Annotated in this window: 17 protein-coding genes; 6 read left to right on the forward strand and 11 right to left on the reverse strand. The window is 44.1% G+C overall.

The features are described 5' to 3' along the window. Positions 1-296: 296 nt before the first annotated feature. Both J4N39_RS20795 and J4N39_RS20800 read right to left on the reverse strand, forming a co-directional pair. Positions 297-770, reverse strand: coding sequence for a MazG-related protein (locus tag J4N39_RS20795; RefSeq protein WP_252024534.1), 474 nt, complete (start codon positions 768-770; stop codon positions 297-299). 1 nt (position 771) lies between these two features. Continuing rightward, on the reverse strand, positions 772-1,245 hold the full coding sequence (locus J4N39_RS20800) for an ASCH domain-containing protein (protein WP_252024536.1): 474 nt from the start codon (positions 1,243-1,245) through the stop codon (positions 772-774). A gap of 391 nt (positions 1,246-1,636) precedes the next feature. Here J4N39_RS20800 and J4N39_RS20805 point away from each other — a divergent pair, with 391 nt between their 5' ends. The 4 genes from J4N39_RS20805 (at position 1,637) to J4N39_RS20820 (ending at position 5,371) form a co-directional block, all read left to right on the forward strand. After that, complete coding sequence (locus J4N39_RS20805) at positions 1,637-1,930, forward strand: ferrous iron transport protein A (protein WP_252024538.1); 294 nt, start codon at positions 1,637-1,639, stop codon at positions 1,928-1,930. 53 nt (positions 1,931-1,983) lie between these two features. Continuing rightward, positions 1,984-3,987, forward strand: coding sequence for a ferrous iron transporter B (feoB, locus tag J4N39_RS20810; RefSeq protein WP_252024540.1), 2,004 nt, complete (start codon positions 1,984-1,986; stop codon positions 3,985-3,987). Positions 3,988-4,000: 13 nt separating this feature from the next. After that, positions 4,001-4,150 carry a FeoB-associated Cys-rich membrane protein gene (locus J4N39_RS20815; protein WP_252024542.1) on the forward strand — a complete coding sequence of 50 codons (150 nt, stop codon included), beginning with the start codon at positions 4,001-4,003 and terminating at the stop codon, positions 4,148-4,150. Between the two features lie 192 nt (positions 4,151-4,342). Continuing rightward, complete coding sequence (locus J4N39_RS20820) at positions 4,343-5,371, forward strand: metal-dependent hydrolase (protein WP_252024544.1); 1,029 nt, start codon at positions 4,343-4,345, stop codon at positions 5,369-5,371. A 61-nt stretch (positions 5,372-5,432) separates the two neighbouring features. On the opposite strand, the gene J4N39_RS20825 is transcribed toward J4N39_RS20820, so the two are convergent. From J4N39_RS20825 to yegD, 3 genes are all read right to left on the reverse strand, one after another. Next, positions 5,433-6,884: an NAD-dependent succinate-semialdehyde dehydrogenase gene (locus J4N39_RS20825; protein WP_252024546.1), complete on the reverse strand. Its 1,452-nt coding sequence runs from the start codon at positions 6,882-6,884 to the stop codon at positions 5,433-5,435. A 109-nt stretch (positions 6,885-6,993) separates the two neighbouring features. Then, positions 6,994-7,530, reverse strand: a complete 537-nt coding sequence (locus J4N39_RS20830) for a GNAT family N-acetyltransferase (RefSeq protein ID WP_252024547.1) — start codon at positions 7,528-7,530, stop codon at positions 6,994-6,996. A gap of 16 nt (positions 7,531-7,546) precedes the next feature. Further along, on the reverse strand, positions 7,547-8,899 hold the full coding sequence (gene yegD, locus J4N39_RS20835) for a molecular chaperone (RefSeq protein WP_252024549.1): 1,353 nt from the start codon (positions 8,897-8,899) through the stop codon (positions 7,547-7,549). Positions 8,900-9,040: 141 nt separating this feature from the next. On the opposite strand from yegD, the gene J4N39_RS20840 reads away from it, so the two are divergent. Together J4N39_RS20840 and J4N39_RS20845 are read left to right on the forward strand one after the other, a co-directional pair. Beyond that, a complete protein-coding gene (locus J4N39_RS20840) occupies positions 9,041-9,496 on the forward strand; it encodes a GNAT family N-acetyltransferase (protein ID WP_252024551.1) in 456 nt (151 codons plus the stop codon). A gap of 306 nt (positions 9,497-9,802) precedes the next feature. Then, positions 9,803-10,690, forward strand: coding sequence for an alpha/beta hydrolase (locus J4N39_RS20845; protein ID WP_252024552.1), 888 nt, complete (start codon positions 9,803-9,805; stop codon positions 10,688-10,690). A 57-nt stretch (positions 10,691-10,747) separates the two neighbouring features. On the opposite strand, the gene J4N39_RS20850 is transcribed toward J4N39_RS20845, so the two are convergent. The 6 genes from J4N39_RS20850 to J4N39_RS20875 form a co-directional block, all read right to left on the reverse strand. After that, on the reverse strand, positions 10,748-11,509 hold the full coding sequence (locus J4N39_RS20850) for an iron ABC transporter ATP-binding protein (RefSeq protein WP_252024554.1): 762 nt from the start codon (positions 11,507-11,509) through the stop codon (positions 10,748-10,750). Positions 11,510-11,521: 12 nt separating this feature from the next. Then, on the reverse strand, positions 11,522-12,472 hold the full coding sequence (locus J4N39_RS20855) for an iron chelate uptake ABC transporter family permease subunit (protein ID WP_252024556.1): 951 nt from the start codon (positions 12,470-12,472) through the stop codon (positions 11,522-11,524). Continuing rightward, positions 12,465-13,424 (reverse strand): ABC transporter permease, encoded by a 960-nt coding sequence (locus tag J4N39_RS20860; protein ID WP_252024558.1) that lies wholly within the window; start codon positions 13,422-13,424, stop codon positions 12,465-12,467. Before J4N39_RS20860 ends, J4N39_RS20855 begins: the two co-directional genes overlap by 8 nt. A 64-nt stretch (positions 13,425-13,488) precedes the next feature. Further along, a complete protein-coding gene (locus J4N39_RS20865; RefSeq protein WP_252024560.1) occupies positions 13,489-14,406 on the reverse strand; it encodes a siderophore ABC transporter substrate-binding protein in 918 nt (305 codons plus the stop codon). Between the two features lie 69 nt (positions 14,407-14,475). Next, entirely contained in the window at positions 14,476-16,413 is a 1,938-nt protein-coding gene (locus J4N39_RS20870) for a TonB-dependent receptor domain-containing protein (protein ID WP_252024562.1), read from the reverse strand. A 132-nt stretch (positions 16,414-16,545) separates the two neighbouring features. Then, entirely contained in the window at positions 16,546-17,484 is a 939-nt protein-coding gene (locus J4N39_RS20875; RefSeq protein ID WP_252024564.1) for a LysR family transcriptional regulator, read from the reverse strand. Positions 17,485-17,596 lie beyond the last annotated feature (112 nt).

Here is a 17,596-nt window from a genome sequence, read left to right on the forward strand (position 1 = left end):
AACAGTATAGAAAAACAGATGGAGCTGTGAGCAAGTTTGCTGGCAGCTTTTTATACTACTGCAACAAATCTTTCCTCTCATAATGAAATAGAATTTTATTAAGCAACCCTACACATAAACGTTATACGCACATATGCATAAAACCACTTTCCTTATATCTCCCTTTCCGCTTTTTACTATTAAATTTCAGTGAAGATTGACATTAAATACCTAATGCGTAAAAAATAGAGTCGCTAATCAAAAATTGAACGACTCTCATGTTTATATCAAGCTTTACTTTCCAAAAATTATGGAATCTAGCTTATTTCTTCAATATCAATACGGTCCATCGGGCGATCCAGCGCAGCTTTATATTCCACCAGCGCCGCTACAGGCATCACAGATACCTCGACACCTAGATAATTGCGCTGTTCGCTGCTTCCAAAATCAATCTCAAGCGGTAGCCATTGGCGAGTTTGTCGATGAAAGATTCGAGTGCCCGGAGCAAGACCAATTTCGATTTTCTGCTCAGAGTAAATCAGTTGGCAATACTCCACATCCCAGCCAGCTTCTAGGCTATGGCGCATCGGTTTCGACAAATAAGGCGTTATCACCCCAGCTATTTTCTGGTAGTCATCTCGGTGGATATAGAGATCAATGTCTTCCACTGGACGCTCACCTCCATGGATACTGGCTGCTGTGCCGCCAACAATCTGATACGGTACTTGGCTGTCATTGAGTAGTTCCACTAACCAAGTCAGAGCTAATTTAAGATTTGTGTTTGTATCCAACTTACTTCTCCAACGGATAAACTTTTTCAAAGCGCTCAAGCACCAGCTCAGAGCTCAAATTAAAATCTGCGCCAATCTCCTTCGCATACTGGGTAAAAAATTCGATATGCGCTTGTCGCCACCACTCATAAGTGCCATCACCCTCACCTTCTGCTTGCGCAAACTCTTCACTTACTTCATCAAAAGGACATTGGGTTACTTCGGTCAAACGAATTACACACACTGGATTTTCATCCCAATCCAACACCACGGTCAGTCGCCCTACTTGCGGAAATGGTTCATTTTCAACCGTATAAGCTGCTTTTAAACTGCATGATGCGGTTTTAATTCCTTGGTCTACCAAGCGTGCGCACTCATTGGCGTTGTACTCATCGGCACAATAGTATTCGGCGATGGTATCCGGGATTTTCTCTAACTCTTGTGGCGAAAGCGTCGATAAATAGCGATCAAGATAGGCCTGATGGTGAGGTTTCATAGTCGTCCTTGAGAAATTAATCTATTCAAAAGATTCTTCTATACGATACAGAACTTTCGCCCAAGTTTCTTCCACCAAAATACCGATTTATATGCCAATTAGTATCGATTTTAGGTATATCACCATGCTGAGTTATTCACTATCGCTGACATAACAAAGGTTAAAAACCGAGGTTGATTTATCTGTTTACACTTTACCTGTTGACGAATCGGTAAAGTGTAAATTGACCTAAATCAACAAAGTATCATTTCCCGAATCAAGAACAATCCGATCTATTGAGGTCACCTAATCTTTACTCTATTGTGTGACCTTACAAGAGTGATAACAATTCGCATTTCTATGCAACGTTCGTCACTAACGATTTAGTCAACGTTAGAGAATCAGCTTAACTATGGCATTTTTCAACCCGCTATTAAGCAAAGCGATGAGCTTTACCCAAAGCAGTAGTAATTCAGAGGCCTGCGACAAGAGCAGTCTCTTACACGCTGAGTTGAATAAAGAGTACGAGATCAAAGAGATTATCCAAGAAGATGATCAAATGGTGTCGTTCCTGTCAACTCTGGGCTGCTTTCAGGGTGAGTCTATCATTCTCAAGTCTGTATTATCCGGCACGTATGTCATCAGTGTTAAAGACGCTAAATACAGCATCGACTCAGATCTCGCAAAAATGATCCTGTTGGTTTAAATCAGCAGCATGCGTTTGGTTGGCACCATCACGGAAAAGAATTAGGTGAAATTTTGAAAATAGCATTAGCAGGTAACCCGAACAGCGGTAAAACCACCCTTTTCAATGCCCTTACTGGTCGCATTGAAAAAGTGGGTAACTGGTCGGGCGTAACCATCAGCAAAAAAGAGAGCTTGGTAAAACCAGCATACACTCCTTCCAACTCAGAAGTGATTGCCGTTGACTTGCCTGGCGCTTATTCCATGTCGCCTTTCACTTCCGAAGAAACGGTGACTCGAGATTTTATTCAGCAAGAGAAGCCTGATGTCATCCTCAACGTGGTTGACTCTACCAATCTAAGCCGCAGCCTATTTTTTACTACCCAACTTTTAGAGCTTGGAATCCCTGTTGTTGTTGCGCTAAATAAAAGCGACCTTACTGATAAGAAGCACACCACTCTTGATGTTGAACAATTGGCGAAGTCTTTGGGCTGCCCTGTCGTTGAAACCGTTGCTACTCAAAACGGCAATAACGGTCTAGAGAACGCTGTCGCTCAAGCTATTGCGCTTCATGGCACATCTCAAATCGCACCATTTAATGCTCAAGGTGTTGAACTTAATAACCCAGAGTCAGTAAAGCAGCTTGATGCTAAACGACATGAGTTTGTAAAAGGTATTGTTGGTCAAGTCGAGCACAAAGAGTCTTCAGTGAACCCTCACCCCCTTCAAGATAAAGTTGATCTTGTCTTGGCCCACAAGTGGTTGGGGTTGCCTATTTTTGCCCTAGTGATGTGGTGTGTATTCGCTATTTCACAAACCTACCTTGGTCCACTGCTTGCAGATACCCTAGTTGGTTGGATTGATTCTATCTACGCAGGTGTTGAAGGCCTGATGGGTGAAGATGTTTCACCACTACTAAGCTCCCTGCTACTCGATGGTATTATTGGGGGCGTTGGTGCTGTGGTTGGCTTCTTGCCACTCATCATGGTGTTGTTCTTCTTACTGGCATTACTAGAAGACAGTGGTTACATGGCACGTATCGCTGTGATTATGGACCGCTTCTTTAAGAAAGTTGGCCTGTCTGGTAAATCAATCATTCCTATGATCATTGGTACTGGCTGTGCTATCCCTGGCATCATGGCGACGCGCACGATTCAAAATGAACGTCAGCGCAGAACGACTGCGATGTTAACGCCGTTTATGCCTTGTGGCGCTAAACTTCCAGTAATCGCACTATTTGCAGGCGTTTTCTTCCAAGGTGAAGCTTGGGTCGGTACTACCATGTACTTTGCAGGTATTGCGCTCATCGTGATCAGTGCTCATCTGATCGTGCGAATTACTGGAGAGAAGAATGCTCGTTCTTTCTTCATCCTTGAGCTACCAGAATATCGCTTCCCAAGCGTAAGCCGTGCAGTGATGTCTTCGCTCTCTCGTGGTAAAGCATTCATCATCAAAGCTGGTACTATCATCTTGCTATGTAACACCGCAGTGCAAGTGATGCAGACGTTTGATTGGCAATTCCAAGTGGTTGCTGAAGGCGCTGAGCACACCAGTATCTTGGCGAGCATCGCTTCACCATTTGCCTTCCTACTTATCCCACTAGGCTTTGGTGTTTGGCAGCTTGCTGCAGCAGCCATTACAGGTTTTATTGCGAAAGAGAACGTCGTTGGTACGCTAGCGGTAGTGTATGGCATTACTAATTTCATCGATACCGAAGAGCTAGAGCTTGTTGCTGGTGGCGCCGATGTTGCTACTATCATGGGTCTTACTCCAATTGCAGCTATGGCTTACTTGGTATTTAACCTCTTCACTCCACCATGCTTCGCCGCTATTGGTGCGATGAATGCGGAACTTGAGAACAAGAAATGGCTGATGGGTGGCGTTGCCTTCCAATTTGGTGTGGGCTATTTCACCGCATTCTCGATTTACCAAATCGGCACATTCTTTACTACTGGTGCACTAGGTGATGGTTTTGTCTATGGCTTGATGGCTAACATTGTTTTGCTAGGTTTCTTAGGTCACCTTGTTATCAAAGGTGGTAAAAAAGAGAAGCAGTTAATCAACGTCCAACAGGCGTGATAGGAGAGCTTTGATGACCAATATTATCGTATCACTCATCATCTTACTGATTGTTGGCTTGGCTATCTACAAAGTTGTCTCTGAGAAACGTAAAGGGACAAAATGCGTAGGTTGTGCCCATAGTCAATCCTGCTCTTCTGACAAAAACAGCTCGCCTTGCTAAGATAAGTCGAGCTAGATAGCCACCTCGAAAAGCCTCGTACATTCTAATGACGAGGCTTTTTTGTTCCTACACGGCATCTCATACGTATATCTGTGGTATGTAATAACCCACTATTGTGTTGACGCAAAGCAAGACGACGCATTAACTTAACTGTCTGAGATACAACAACAAGTACGGAGAAGATAGCAACAAATGGACTCGATAACTCAAGCGGCACTCGGTGCCACGGTTGCAGGCGCAATCGCTGGAAAACAGTGTAATGGTAAGGTGCTGCTGGTCGGTGCTGCACTCGGCACGCTGCCTGATCTAGACGTGGTATTAGACTACGGTGATGCTGTGAGCAATACCATCAAACACCGTGGATTTAGCCACTCGTTACTATTACTCCCACCTTTTGCACTACTCATTTCATGGTTGTATTGCCTGTTTCGTCCAGACAATTTTTGGACTTTTTCTAGAGTATCGTTTCTGACGGTTAGTGTGCTGGTAACACATACGCTACTCGATGCAATGACTACCTATGGCACTCAGTTACTGTGGCCTCTCGATGGCTATTTTGAGCTGAGGAATATTTTTATCATCGACCCTATCTACACGGTACCGCTGCTGATCGCTATCGGTGTAGCCGTGTTCTCTAAACGCCTTGGAGGCCGCTGGTGTCAAGCTGTCGTGCTCATCTCGACTCTTTATCTTGGCTGGGGTTACGCCGCTCAGCAAAGCATTTACCAGAGAGTTGAGCAAAACCTTCTGGCGCAACAACTACCAAGCCAAAATGTTATCGTCATGCCAACACCGTTCAATACTGTGCTTTGGAGAGTCGTCGTAAAAGATGACAACCAGTACTGGGAAGGTTTAGCCTCGATACTAGACAGTGACGAACGCATCGATTTTATTGCTCGCCCACTAGGAAAATGGCCATTAAATGAAGAACCTCAAACACTTCAAGGGCTCAAAGCCTTCTCACATAATTTCCTGAGCTATCGTGAAGAAAATGGGGCGCTGATTGTGTCTGACTTGCGCTTGGGCATGGCCGATAATCTTGCTTTTCAATTCACTATGGCAGAAAAAGCAACTAACGGAGAATGGACACCACTCGCAGCACCTACTCGTTTTCAAGGGGAGAGAGGGTTAGAGCATATCGGTGCACTGTGGGAGCGCTTAAAAGGCGACCAAAGTATTAACGCCAACTTGCAACGGCTGGAGCTGAGTAAAGCGAATTGAATTACTTATCTAACCCAAGGGAGGTTTCCACCTCCCTTGGGTGCTCGTGTATGTGACCTAGCTACTTGGTATTTACGCACACATATTTCACTTCCAAGTAGTCCTCAATGCCGTATTTTGAACCCTCTCGACCAAGCCCCGATTGCTTCACCCCACCAAAAGGAGCAACTTCATTCGAGATGATCCCAGTATTCACTCCCACCATACCGTACTCTAGCCTCTCAGACACTCGGTAGACTCGGTTTATATCATTGGTGTAAAAGTAAGAGGCTAAGCCATAAATAGTCTCATTGGCCCGTTGGATAACCTCTTCCTCGCTTGAGAACTTCAGTATGGTGGCCACTGGACCAAAGATCTCAGTGTGGACGATATCCATCGAATCCATTACTTGAGTTAACACCCTTGGTAAAAGGAATTGACCTTCTGGAGGCGAAGCCATATCGATAGATTCAAGCTGTGCCCCTTTGAGCAATGCATCGTCGACGAGAGTTTGGATTTGGTCAATCGCTTCTTGGGTGATCATTGGGCCAATCTTAACTTCTGGGTCAAGCCCATTACCTACCTTAAGCGTGCCCACCGCTTCAACAAACTTGTGACAAAAACGGTCATAAACGCTCTCGTGTACATAAATACGGTTCACACAAACACACGTCTGCCCACCATTGCGAAATTTGGCCGCAACTGCGCCAGCGACTGCATCATCCAAATTGGCATCACCAAAAACAATAAATGGCGCATTACCTCCCAACTCCATCGAACTCTTCTTAATTGTTGACGCACATTGACTCAGTAGAATGCGTCCCACTTGAGTTGAACCTGTAAACGAAAACTTGGCTATTTTGGGGTGCTGCGTGAGGATGTTACCAAGGGTTACCGCTTCACCAGTCACTACATTGAATACACCTGCAGGGATACCTGCTCGAACCGACAGTTCTGCAAGTGCCATAGCAGTATAAGGGGTATCAATAGAAGGCTTGATGACGATGCTACAACCCGCAGCTAAAGCAGGAGCCGCTTTACGTGTGATCATCGCGGCCGGAAAATTCCAAGGGGTGATTGCGCCACAAACACCGATCGGCTGCTTGATGGTCATAATGCGATTGGACGCTAAGGTTGGCGCAATAACATCCCCGTAAACTCGTTTTGCCTCCTCAGCAAACCACTCTATAAATGAGGCCGCATACAGGATCTCACCTTTCGCCTCCGCCAGCGGTTTGCCTTGCTCAAGGGTCATTATCGTCGCCAGATCATCTACATGCGATTCGATCAAGTAAAACCACTTCATAAGCAGCTTACTGCGCTGTTTTGCCGTAATACTTCGCCACTCCCGCATCGCTATATCGGCAGAGTCAATGGCTTGCTCTACTTGAGAGTAGGAGAGTAAAGGGATAGTGCCAAGAACCTTGCCATCGGCTGGATTGATAACTGGTGTCGTCTGTTTTCCGCTCACCCAGCACCCATCCACTAAACAGCTCTGTTTAAATAAGGTGCGGTCTTTTAATATCTCGTTCATCGCCCTTTCTTCCCTATTTTATTGGCTGAACTTAATAATGACCTAAAGCCTAAGCAAAACGGCAAAAAAAAGCAGCAACCTGTGGGTTACTGCTCATAATGGGATGTGACTACCAGAACTTTGCATCATCCAGTGCTGGCGCACACTGTGTTTTACCCGACAAAGTTAACGCCGTGCCTGCATCCAGTGATTGACCAATCCAACCATGTGGATGGCTGAGTTTGTGTGGCGCTTGAATCTGAGCTTCATCTAATGCCTCAAAACCTACTTTCCCATAAAATTGTGGGTCGCCGTAGGTAACAACAAGCTTAGTGCCCACCGCTTTCATGATTTCTAGTGCAAAAGAGATGAGCTCTTGCCCGACCCCTTGCCCTTGGCATTTAGTGGCAACAGCCATCGGTGAAAGAAGCGCAGCGTTGGTTCCACATTCACTCTTTAAAGTGGTGAAAATCACCGCACCGCATATTTCATCACCCTGCTTTGCCGTGAAACAGTTAAGGTCTTCGATGTCTGTTGTGACGAGCAAATCGTGGGCGAGCTTGCCGATCATCGCCCCTTCATCTGTGCCTTCTGAATCCGTAAAGGTTTGTGTGAACAAATCCTGAATCAGTTTAGGCTCAATGATGTTGTTTAATGAATAGTCCATCTTACTAACCAAAAATTTATTTAAATACAACGTCTGCCCAACGGGCCAAGCCTGACGTTACCGAACCAAAGTAATTGCCACCGACTATTTCAATATTAGGCAAAACCTCTTTGACTGCCGAACGCAAAATTGGGGATCTTGCAGAGCCCCCGGTCATAAATACCACGTCCGGCTTAGTCTGAGCCTGATTAACCGCCTCTAATACCAAGGCTTTTATTTTTTCTGTTGGCGCTTCAATCGACTCCTTCATACGCTCGGCATCCGTGTCGATCGCTAATTGTTCACTGATGAGCTTCACCAAAGCGGTGTGAGTCTGTTGCTCACCGAGTGCAATCTTAGTGTTCTCAGCCTGTTTGACCAATGCGTAACCTAAACCGTCTTGCTGAACTTCGATAAGTCTCGCAATCTTCTCTGGATCTTGAGCTTCTTTTTTCAGATCTCGCAATGCTTTAAGGTTTTCATGGGCATAGAATTTTCGCTGCGCTTGTACGTCGTTGATGGCAATCGAATTCCAAAACTGGGGCAATGGCATATCAAGATTCGCCAATGTTTTCGACCCCATGCCAAAATGCGCCATAAATTGTTTATACGCTATGTATATGTCGAGATCGTTACCGCCAACTCGCTGACCACTTGAAGAGAGGAGCGAATCTCCACGCTCTGCCCTACCAAACCAAGTCGGGCCCATTTTGACGATTGAACAGTCCGTCGTACCACCACCGATATCCACCACTAGCACGGTTTGGTCTTTGGTGAGCGAGGCTTCAAATTCTAACCCAGCGGCGACTGGCTCCATTTGAAACTCAACATCTTTAAAGCCTGCACGCTTTGCACCTCGGTAAATAATACCTTCCGCTTGTCGGTTAGACTCTTCACCACCTCGCCCTAAGAAGTTGATTGGGCGACCAATGACTGTTTGTGTGACTTCACGACCCAATGACGCTTCACTACGATGTTTGATATTGGCAATCATGGCGCAGACCAAATCTTCGAAAAATGATAGCTGCATGTCTCTTAGGCCCATTACTCCCAAGAAAGACTTAGGAGACTTTACGTAGTAGAGGTCTTTAGGATCATCAAGATAGATATCTAGGGCCTGCTGGCCGAACGCAATATCGTCGGCGCGAATATCCAGCCCTTCTTCTCGATTTAGCTTAATTGCACGGCGCAACATATTCTCACCCACTTCATCAGATGGTGAGATCTCTAAACAGCGAAACAGATACTCAGACACTGCTTCTGACGTTGGTGCACACAAGGTCGACGGAACGTAACACTCTTCACCCACCAGCGGAATCATCTTCGCTTGGTTATCTACAATATGTGCAACAGAACAGTTTGATGTTCCATAATCCATACCTAATGCCATGGTGCTACCTCTTCGACCGAAAAAATTGGGTCGGCGATCATACAGGTATTACCTATGGATGAGTCAACTTATATTTCTGATTTATTGTTATATTTGACCTTATGTCGCTTCTTGGAAAAACAGTCATTAAAGGAAAGCTCCGTGGAACTAAAATACCGCTCTGCACAAATTGGAGATCTGGAAAATCTCGTGTCACTTCTCGCCAATGACGCATTGGGCAGCAAACGGGAGGACACTTCAATACCTTTAAACAGCGCTTACCTTTCAGCATTCCAAGCTATCACTCGCGACCCAAATAATGAGTTACTTGTTGTCGAGCTGGATACCTCGCTTGTCGGCATGCTCCAAATAACTTTCATTCCTTACCTGACACATATTGGAAGCTGGCGCTGCCTCATTGAAGGCGTGAGAATTCATGAAGAGTTCCGAGGACTTGGATTTGGCGAGCAGATGTTCCAGCACTCAATAAAGTTAGCCAAAGACAAAGGCTGTCACTTGGTTCAGCTAACCAGCGATAAAAAGCGCCCAGATGCCATTAGGTTTTATGAAAAGCTGGGCTTTAAAGCAACACACGAAGGGTTCAAACTAGCACTGTAATTCTCCTCCGAGCAGAACTGAACTTGTAATGTTCACCAGCGTGCCTAGTCATTTTGATTCCATGTTACTTCTTAGCTATTGGATACCGAATAACATCAAAAAATGTTTTTGTGACGGACGTAATCTCGATATTGATTAAGAAATTTTTATCTAAACTGCTTAGATTCACCTTACATTGATTTCTTACTGTGGGTATCTACATATCGCATAGTGACTTTTCACTCCAAAAGTAAGTGAGAAACATTATCTTTAGAGTATCAGTGTTAACATAATCACCTCGTTATTATTCTAATTAGGTCATAATCAATGAAGGTTCTAGACCGTAGTCGCATTCTCGTATCGCTAATCGCTGCTACTTTGAGTTTCCAATCTTTTGCTGCACCTTATGTGGTTGAAAAAGACATAACTTTTAAAACTATTGGGGATAAGTCGATACAACTCGACTTGTATCGACCATCAACTGCGAGTGAGCAGCCCTATCCACTTTTGATTTGGGTCCATGGTGGTGCTTGGAAGCGAGGAACAAAAAATGACATACCGACTAAGAACCCACTATTGCTCAACTCTATGCTTAAACAAGGATATGCGTTAGCTGCTGTTGACTATCGATTGAGTGGTGAAGTGAATTTCCCTAAGCCAGTACAAGATATCAATGATGCGATCAATTACCTGGCGATTAATGCTGAGCACTACAATATTAATGCGGATAAGGTCGTAATGATGGGGAGAAGCGCTGGTGGACATTTGGCAAGCCTGATTGGTGCTACCAACAGCCATAATGTCTCATTTTATGATGTGCCTAAGTATCAAGTTGTTGGAGTCGTAAGTTTCTTTGGTCCATCGGATCTATTGGCATTGGGTAATAAGGGAGCCAAAAAGGCCAGTAAAAAGTCTTCTGTTTCTCGCTTTTTAGGGGATATCCCAGCCAATATACCTGAGATTGCTAAGCAAGCCTCACCAAGCCATTATGTCAATAGCAAGACACCGCCTTACGTCATGCTTCATGGTGACCTTGATAAACCAGTACCACTTTCTCAGAGTAAGCTACTTAAAAAATTGCTCGATAGTGCCGAGGTCGAGAACCAACTTTTCATTGAGCAAGGCGTAGGACATAGCGCTCCAATTTTTGATACTGACAAGTATGTGCCTGAAGTCGTGAAGTTTGTGCAAAAACAACTACCAAATCGCCACTAGTTGAGCAAAAACGACCTTGGCATTACAAGGTCGTTTTCGTAAGTTCATTGTTGTGGTTTAGCTTCCAAAATATAAGCAGACTCTCTGCCCATCTATATCTCGAATATCAAAAGGGATCTCGTAGATTGATTCCATGATAGACTTCTCTACCACCTTATCGACCGTTCCAGAGACGACAACCTTACCTTTCTTCATTGCAACGATATTATCGGAATAGCAGGATGCGAAGTTAATATCATGGATAACAATTACCACAGCCTTATCAAACTCGTGCGCTAAGCGGCGTAGAGTCTGCATGATTTCTACGGAGTGCTTGATATCAAGGTTATTTAGCGGCTCGTCCAAGAAGATATAGTTGGTATCTTGAGCTACTACCATAGCAATAAATGCCATCTGACGCTGGCCTCCACTAAGCTGATCTAGATACCTACCTTGGAGGTGTTTAATATCAAGGTGTTGCAGGGCTTGATCTATCACGTGGTTATCTTTTTCCGTTATTCGCCCTTTGGAATGAGGGAAACGGCCAAAAGCAACAAGTTCTCTTACCGTAAAACGCATATTGATATTGTTGGACTGCCGCAAGACCGCCAGTTGCTTCGCAAGTGCTTGATTATCCCATTCAGCCAATAGTTTTTCGCCGATCAGTACCTCTCCCGCATCACTTTCCGTCAACCGACTTGCCATCGATAGCAAGGTACTTTTACCAGCACCATTTGGGCCAATAATTGAAGTAACCTCTCCTCTAGGAAAGTGTGCGCTTGCGTCTTCTACAACAAAGGTGTTGCTATATTTCTTACTTAACCCAGATAACTTAATCACTGTACTGCACCTTTATTGAATTCGATTTCGTATTAATAGATATATGAAGTAAGTTCCACCAACGAGGTTAATCACTACGCTGATAGTAGTATCAAAACGCATCACTTTCTCAATAAACCATTGACCCGTAACAAGCAAAAATATAGCTAGTAAGCTGCTCGCAAGCATCAACTTTTTGTGGTGGTAACTGTTAATCAGCTCTCGGGTTAGGCTCACCGTAATCAACCCAAAAAACAATACAGGTCCTACTAAGGCAGTAGAGATTGCGACCATAATGGTGATTACAACTAACAGCTGTTTGGTCAGACGCTCAACGTTAATCCCCAAACTGGTCGCATTATCACGCCCAAGCCACAGCACATCTAGCCTGCTTGCAAGGCAAAAGATCACCGACAAGCAAACAGTAAGTGGGAATAGGCTCCAATACACAAGTTCTGATTTGATGTTGTTAAAGCTCGCAAACATTGAATTCTGGATGACTGCGAACTCATTGGGGTCGATCAACATGATCAGGAAGTTGGACACACTGCTGAATAGGCTACCGCAGACTATACCTACTAAGAGCAAGGTAAATATATTGTTATTCCCCCCCCGAAAATAGAAACGGAACAACAATAATGAGAACCCAACCACGACTAACGTTGAAAGCAGGAAATTGCTCAAGGTATCTACTACCCAGAAGCTGGCACTACCAAATATAACCACCAGCAGTACCTGAGTCATCAAATAGAGGCTATCAAAGCCTAGGATTGATGGGGTCAGAATACGGTTGTTGGTGATGGTTTGAAACACTAACGAGGACATTGAAATCGACGTTGCTGCCAAAACAATAGCAAGCACCTTTGGCAAGCGTCGGGATAAGAAAAACTGATAGTTCTCAGCCGTTAGCCCTTGCCCTACAAACCAACTGATGATGGCAATACTGGCTATTGCTAATAGGGTGATCTTTAATCCATCACGCATTGGCTTTGTCCTTCAAGACTAAATAGATAAAGACCACACCACCTAAAATGCTAATGATTAGTGAGATGGGCATTTCAAAAGGAAATATGATCAGTCGCCCAAGGATGTCACAACTCAGAACTAGTATGATCCCCCAATATGCCGTCCATGGTAGGATTCTCTTCATATTGTCCCCCATAAACAGTGACACCATATTCGGCACAATAAGACCTAGGAATGGGATCACCCCAACGATCATGACTACCGAAGAAGCACTCACTGCAACCAGCACTACTCCAATAAAGACAATTTTTTGAAAGTTCAGGCCGATATTCTTAGCAAAGCTCTCACCGATACTTGCGGCACTAAACTGACTGGCATAGTAGTAAGCGGCCAAGCAGGTGGGGATAGCAAGATAAAGTACCTCATAACTGCCTTGCAATACGCTCGCAAAATTGGCAGTCGTCCAAGAGGACATGGTCTGCACTAAGTCATATTTATAGGCAAAGAAAGTGGTCATTGAAGAGATGACATTGCCATACATGATGCCGATTAAAGGCACTAGTACGACGTTCTTGAACTTTAGGTGTTGTAAAAAGGTAACCAAAATCAAGGTTCCCACTACTGCACTAGAAAAAATCACTCCAAGGTGAAGCCACTTTGAGGCCCCACTTATCAACACTAAACCAAGGACATAGCCAAACAGTGCACAATCGATAGTTCCCATCGTAGAAGGGGAAGCAAATCTATTTTGAACGATCTGCTGCATTATAAGGCCAGCTATGCTTAACCCTGCCCCCGCAAGCATGATTGCGGCCAAGCGTGGAATGCGACTTACAATATAGATTTGGTGAGCATGCTCATTTCCACTAATGAACTGAATCAGACTAACATCAGCAGCCCCAATCAATAGCGAACATAGTGCGAGCCCAATAAGCGTTAGAGCCGCTAAAAAGTATTTAGATATTTTCATTTATAGTTATATGTTCTAGCATTGTCTGGTGAGAATTCTCCAACCAGAAAACGCTAGTGAACGTTTAATGTTTTAAGGCACTTTCCACATCAGAGATCATGATTTGGGTAGAGGTCATGCCTCCAGCAGTGATATACCAAGCAGTAGAGTTGATATATACGATCTGGTCTTTTTGTGAGGCTGGGGTTGATTCCACTAGCGCATTGCTAAATAGCTGTTTTGCTTTCCCGTCAGACTTTCCAATTGCTTGTTCTCTATCCAGAATAAACATCACCTGTGGCTTAGCATCGGCAATGTACTCAAACGAGACTAGGTTGCCATGATTCCCTTTAATCGGCGCAATATGTTGACTGTTAGCCTCGGCAAAACCGAACTCATCAAAGATGATAGAAAAGCGGCTACCACGATTGTACATCGCAACACTGCTGCCATTATTCATTAGCATCAACGCATCTAGTTTCTCGCCATGAACATGCTGTTTGATCTTGGTTAAGTTACTTTCTGTTTCAGTAATAATCGCTTCGACCATTTCACTCTTACCAAACAGCTGGCCGAGATTACGCCACTGCTTTTGGGTATCTTGCCAGTAATTACCACTATCTATGTAGAACATTACCGTTGGAGCAACTTGGCTTAACTCGTCATAGAGGGTCAACATACGGTTTTCCGCAATGATCAAGTCAGGTCTAAGCATGAAGATGGCTTCAAAGTTTGGTTCCGCAAGTGAGCCAACATTGGTTGTGCTATCTCGGTAGTGCTCAAGGTAGTTAGGCAGCAGGGAGTGTGATGCACCAACAGGTTTTACCCCGAGTCGATCTAATACATCAAGGCTACCATTACCTAAAACAACAACACGCTTTGGTAACTGGGAGAACTCTGTGGTGCCTTTTACATGTTCAATAGAAATTGCATAAGCATTGTGAGTCAATACCATCATCCCTAGTGTGATGATTTGAGAAAAAGTTTGGCTTAGCCAGCTCATTAGGCCTCCTAAAATGAATCACTATTTACGATTCAAGAGCCTGCGAGTACAGACCCTTGATTGTAATTACTAAAACTGGCTTTCAAGTGCCAACCAATATCTACGACCGTCTTCAACATAACCATATTCGCCATAGCTGGTCTGCTTATCAAGTAGGTTATAAACTGCAGCCAAAACCTTAATATTTTTGGAAACTTGCCAGTTTGCCCCTAGGTCAACAAAAGTAACCGCTGGTGCCTGTACAGACCTTGAGGTAATAGATATCGGCTGACTCTCTTCACCACGGTAATTCAAGCGAGTCCACGAGTTAATGCTATCAGAAACAGTCCAGTTGGCATTCGCTGAAAGCTGATGCAAGGGGATTTGTGTTAATGGCAAGCCTTCATTAATCCCTGATGTTTGCTCTGAATAGGTATACGTATACGTCCCCGTTAGAGAGATATCTTCACTGACATTACCCGAGGCCATAGCTTCAGCACCATATGTTACAGCGCTATCAATATTGATGTAGTACCAGCCCAAAGTGTCATTGCAAACGCTGCCATCACATAGGGTTGTACTAATTTTGTCTTTAAAATTGTTGTAAAAGCCAGTCACACTTGCTGCAAAGCTCTCATCGCCTGTGTAGTAGAGACCCGCTTCAGTGTTGGTTGAAACTTCAGGTTTTAGATTTGGGTTACCATAGATGTCACCACCTCGGCTCTCCTGAACATAGCTTGACGAGGTTTCACGCAATGCTGGAGCACGATAACCTGTCGATACACCCGACTTGAGTGTCCAGTAATCATCTACCGTCCAAACACCATAGATACGGGGACTTAAGTGTGTGTCAAATTGTTCACTCTGATCAAGGCGAACACCTATAGTCAAAGCAAAGCTATCCCCAATTAACCATTCATCTTCACCAAATAACGACCATTGTTTGTTTTTGATGGTTTGCCCTGCATCAACTAACTCTTCACTTTCGAACGCTGCACCAAAGCTAACAAAATGATAATCAAGAGGTACAGACCAAGAACTGGTCGCCGTTAGGTTTTCAATGGTGATCTCTCGTCCTACATTTTCGACAAATTCATTTTGTAGATAACTATCTCCCGTTCCCCATAGGTAACTACCAGAGTGAGATAGGGCATAAGTAGAACGGTTATTATTTGTTTCGCTAGATGAGTTACGACTTGGTAGTGATTTACCTGATGTCGAAGTGCGAGTTTGGTCTTGCTTAGTGAAGTCGAAACTAACGGTATCATCATCTGTGGCCATCCAATGTAGTGCACCACGATAGTTATTGAGCTTTTTGCCAGCATAGCCTCGCTCAATATCATCTTCTTCACGTTGCTGGATCATGCCCGAAAGCGATGCACTTAGTACACCATCAACGATAGGTGCAGCAACATAAACTTGGCCTTGGTGATAATCGCCAGACTCTGAGCGTTCCTGAAGCGTTGTCTCTAGACGCAACTTACCATGGAGCTTGTCGTAATCTTTACGAGTGATCACGTTTATCACACCACCAATAGCATCAGAACCGTAAAGCGTTGACATTGGTCCACGCACAATCTCTATGCGTTCAATCGCATCAAGTGGTGGTAGCCAATCTTGTTCAAAGCCACCACTGGAGCTTGGCTGAGTCTCTCGACCAGACTGCTTGCGACCATCAACCAGAATTGCGGTATAGTCTGATGGCATACCTCGAATAGAAATATCTTGACGTGATCCCCCGCCCGTTACAGTCACACCTGGTACATCTCTCAGTGCATCGGTCAAGTCTTTGTAAGAGCGAGATTCTAATTGAGACCGATCGATCACAGTAATTGAAGCAGGTGCGTCAACCAACATTTGCTCACGACCAGCCGCAGTTACCACCATAGTTTCTTCCGCTACTCTATTGGTTTTATCCACTTGGGACTCTTGAGCAATCGAAGCCTGAGAAATAGAAAGAGAAAGTACAGAAAGAGCGGGTACAAACACAAGTTTGTGATTGTTTTTAAAAGATACAAGATTGTCCATAACTCGTTCACTTCACAACATTAAAACTGATAATCATTATCAATTAGACGTTTTTGTGTAGTATAACGCAAGCAATTCGCTATCGACATTAGCGAATATCACTATGCGTATTACGGATAGCGGCACATGGTGTTATGCAAGAGCTTGACTACTTCCATAAAGCTGTTTGAAAAGTGAACGTACCCATTCGCACATAGGATCATCATGAAATCGACGATGCCAGTATAGGCTTACCTGATTGAATTCTAATTGCTGCTCTTCAGGAACTTCACGGACGACTAAACGCTCATCTAAACAAGCGGTCATTGCGAAAGGAGTAGGTAAATGGAAAATAATATCCGTTTCCGCAGCAATACTCGCAGCCGAGTTAAAGTTACTTATCTGTACAGGAATATTTAACTTACGATTTTTGTCGATTAGCCCTAGTTCTTTGTATTTGTGCTCAAAAGAGAGACTTTTCTCCCCTTGCAACGAGATCTGACCAAATTGACAGTGACGCAGTCTATCAACCGTGATCTTCCCTTTCGCCAAAGGATGATCACGATTCATAAGTAATCTAAACGTCCTTTTTGCAACTACCATTCGATAAAGGTTCTGCTCAGAACTCGGAGGGACATGAGAAGAAAGCACAAAATGGACATCTCCGTTAATCAGTCCCTCAAAATGACGCTTAGGTGCACTATCAATACTTACCGTCATTTTGGGTGCTTGCTCTCGTACCTTCGCAATAACTTTCGGCATCAATGCATCAATCTGTGGCTGTAGGCCGTAGAAACGTACTGTAGAGCGCACGGTTCTAGGATCAAACGACTGCTTATGCAAAAGTTTTTCTAGGCTGTTGATAACCGTCGTAATATCAGACTTGATAGATTCCGCTTTTGGTGTCAATTCATAACCATGATGCGAACGTACCAAGAGTTCGTCATCGAAAGAGTCACGCATCTTCTTCAGTGCCCGACTGACCGATGACTGACTCATATTTAGAGCCGTTGCAGTATTGGAAACATGTTTTTCTTCTAGCAAGCGCTTGAGGATGAAAAGTAAATTAAGGTCAATCTCTGAGATATTCATTCGTTTTACTACAAGGTTTGATCAAGGCGATAAATAGTAACATCAATAGAGTGAAGTTAATCAAGCCCCTTCATTACCTCTCCTTCCTCAAGTGGCTACTGACAAGTTGCAT

It is taken from the genome of Vibrio sp. SCSIO 43136, assembly GCF_023716565.1.
Classification (GTDB): Bacteria; Pseudomonadota; Gammaproteobacteria; order Enterobacterales; family Vibrionaceae; genus Vibrio.

Coding starts and splice junctions, on each gene's coding strand:
- J4N39_RS20800 (WP_252024536.1), bottom strand. CDS start 1,245: ATGAAACCTCACCATCAGGCCTATCTTGATCGCTATTTATCGACGCTT.
- J4N39_RS20805 (WP_252024538.1), top strand. CDS start 1,637: ATGGCATTTTTCAACCCGCTATTAAGCAAAGCGATGAGCTTTACCCAA.
- J4N39_RS20815 (WP_252024542.1), top strand. CDS start 4,001: ATGACCAATATTATCGTATCACTCATCATCTTACTGATTGTTGGCTTG.
- J4N39_RS20820 (WP_252024544.1), top strand. CDS start 4,343: ATGGACTCGATAACTCAAGCGGCACTCGGTGCCACGGTTGCAGGCGCA.
- J4N39_RS20825 (WP_252024546.1), bottom strand. CDS start 6,884: ATGAACGAGATATTAAAAGACCGCACCTTATTTAAACAGAGCTGTTTA.
- J4N39_RS20830 (WP_252024547.1), bottom strand. CDS start 7,530: ATGGACTATTCATTAAACAACATCATTGAGCCTAAACTGATTCAGGAT.
- yegD (WP_252024549.1), bottom strand. CDS start 8,899: ATGGCATTAGGTATGGATTATGGAACATCAAACTGTTCTGTTGCACAT.
- J4N39_RS20845 (WP_252024552.1), top strand. CDS start 9,803: ATGAAGGTTCTAGACCGTAGTCGCATTCTCGTATCGCTAATCGCTGCT.
- J4N39_RS20855 (WP_252024556.1), bottom strand. CDS start 12,472: ATGCGTGATGGATTAAAGATCACCCTATTAGCAATAGCCAGTATTGCC.
- J4N39_RS20860 (WP_252024558.1), bottom strand. CDS start 13,424: ATGAAAATATCTAAATACTTTTTAGCGGCTCTAACGCTTATTGGGCTC.
- J4N39_RS20865 (WP_252024560.1), bottom strand. CDS start 14,406: ATGAGCTGGCTAAGCCAAACTTTTTCTCAAATCATCACACTAGGGATG.
- J4N39_RS20870 (WP_252024562.1), bottom strand. CDS start 16,413: ATGGACAATCTTGTATCTTTTAAAAACAATCACAAACTTGTGTTTGTA.
- J4N39_RS20875 (WP_252024564.1), bottom strand. CDS start 17,484: ATGAATATCTCAGAGATTGACCTTAATTTACTTTTCATCCTCAAGCGC.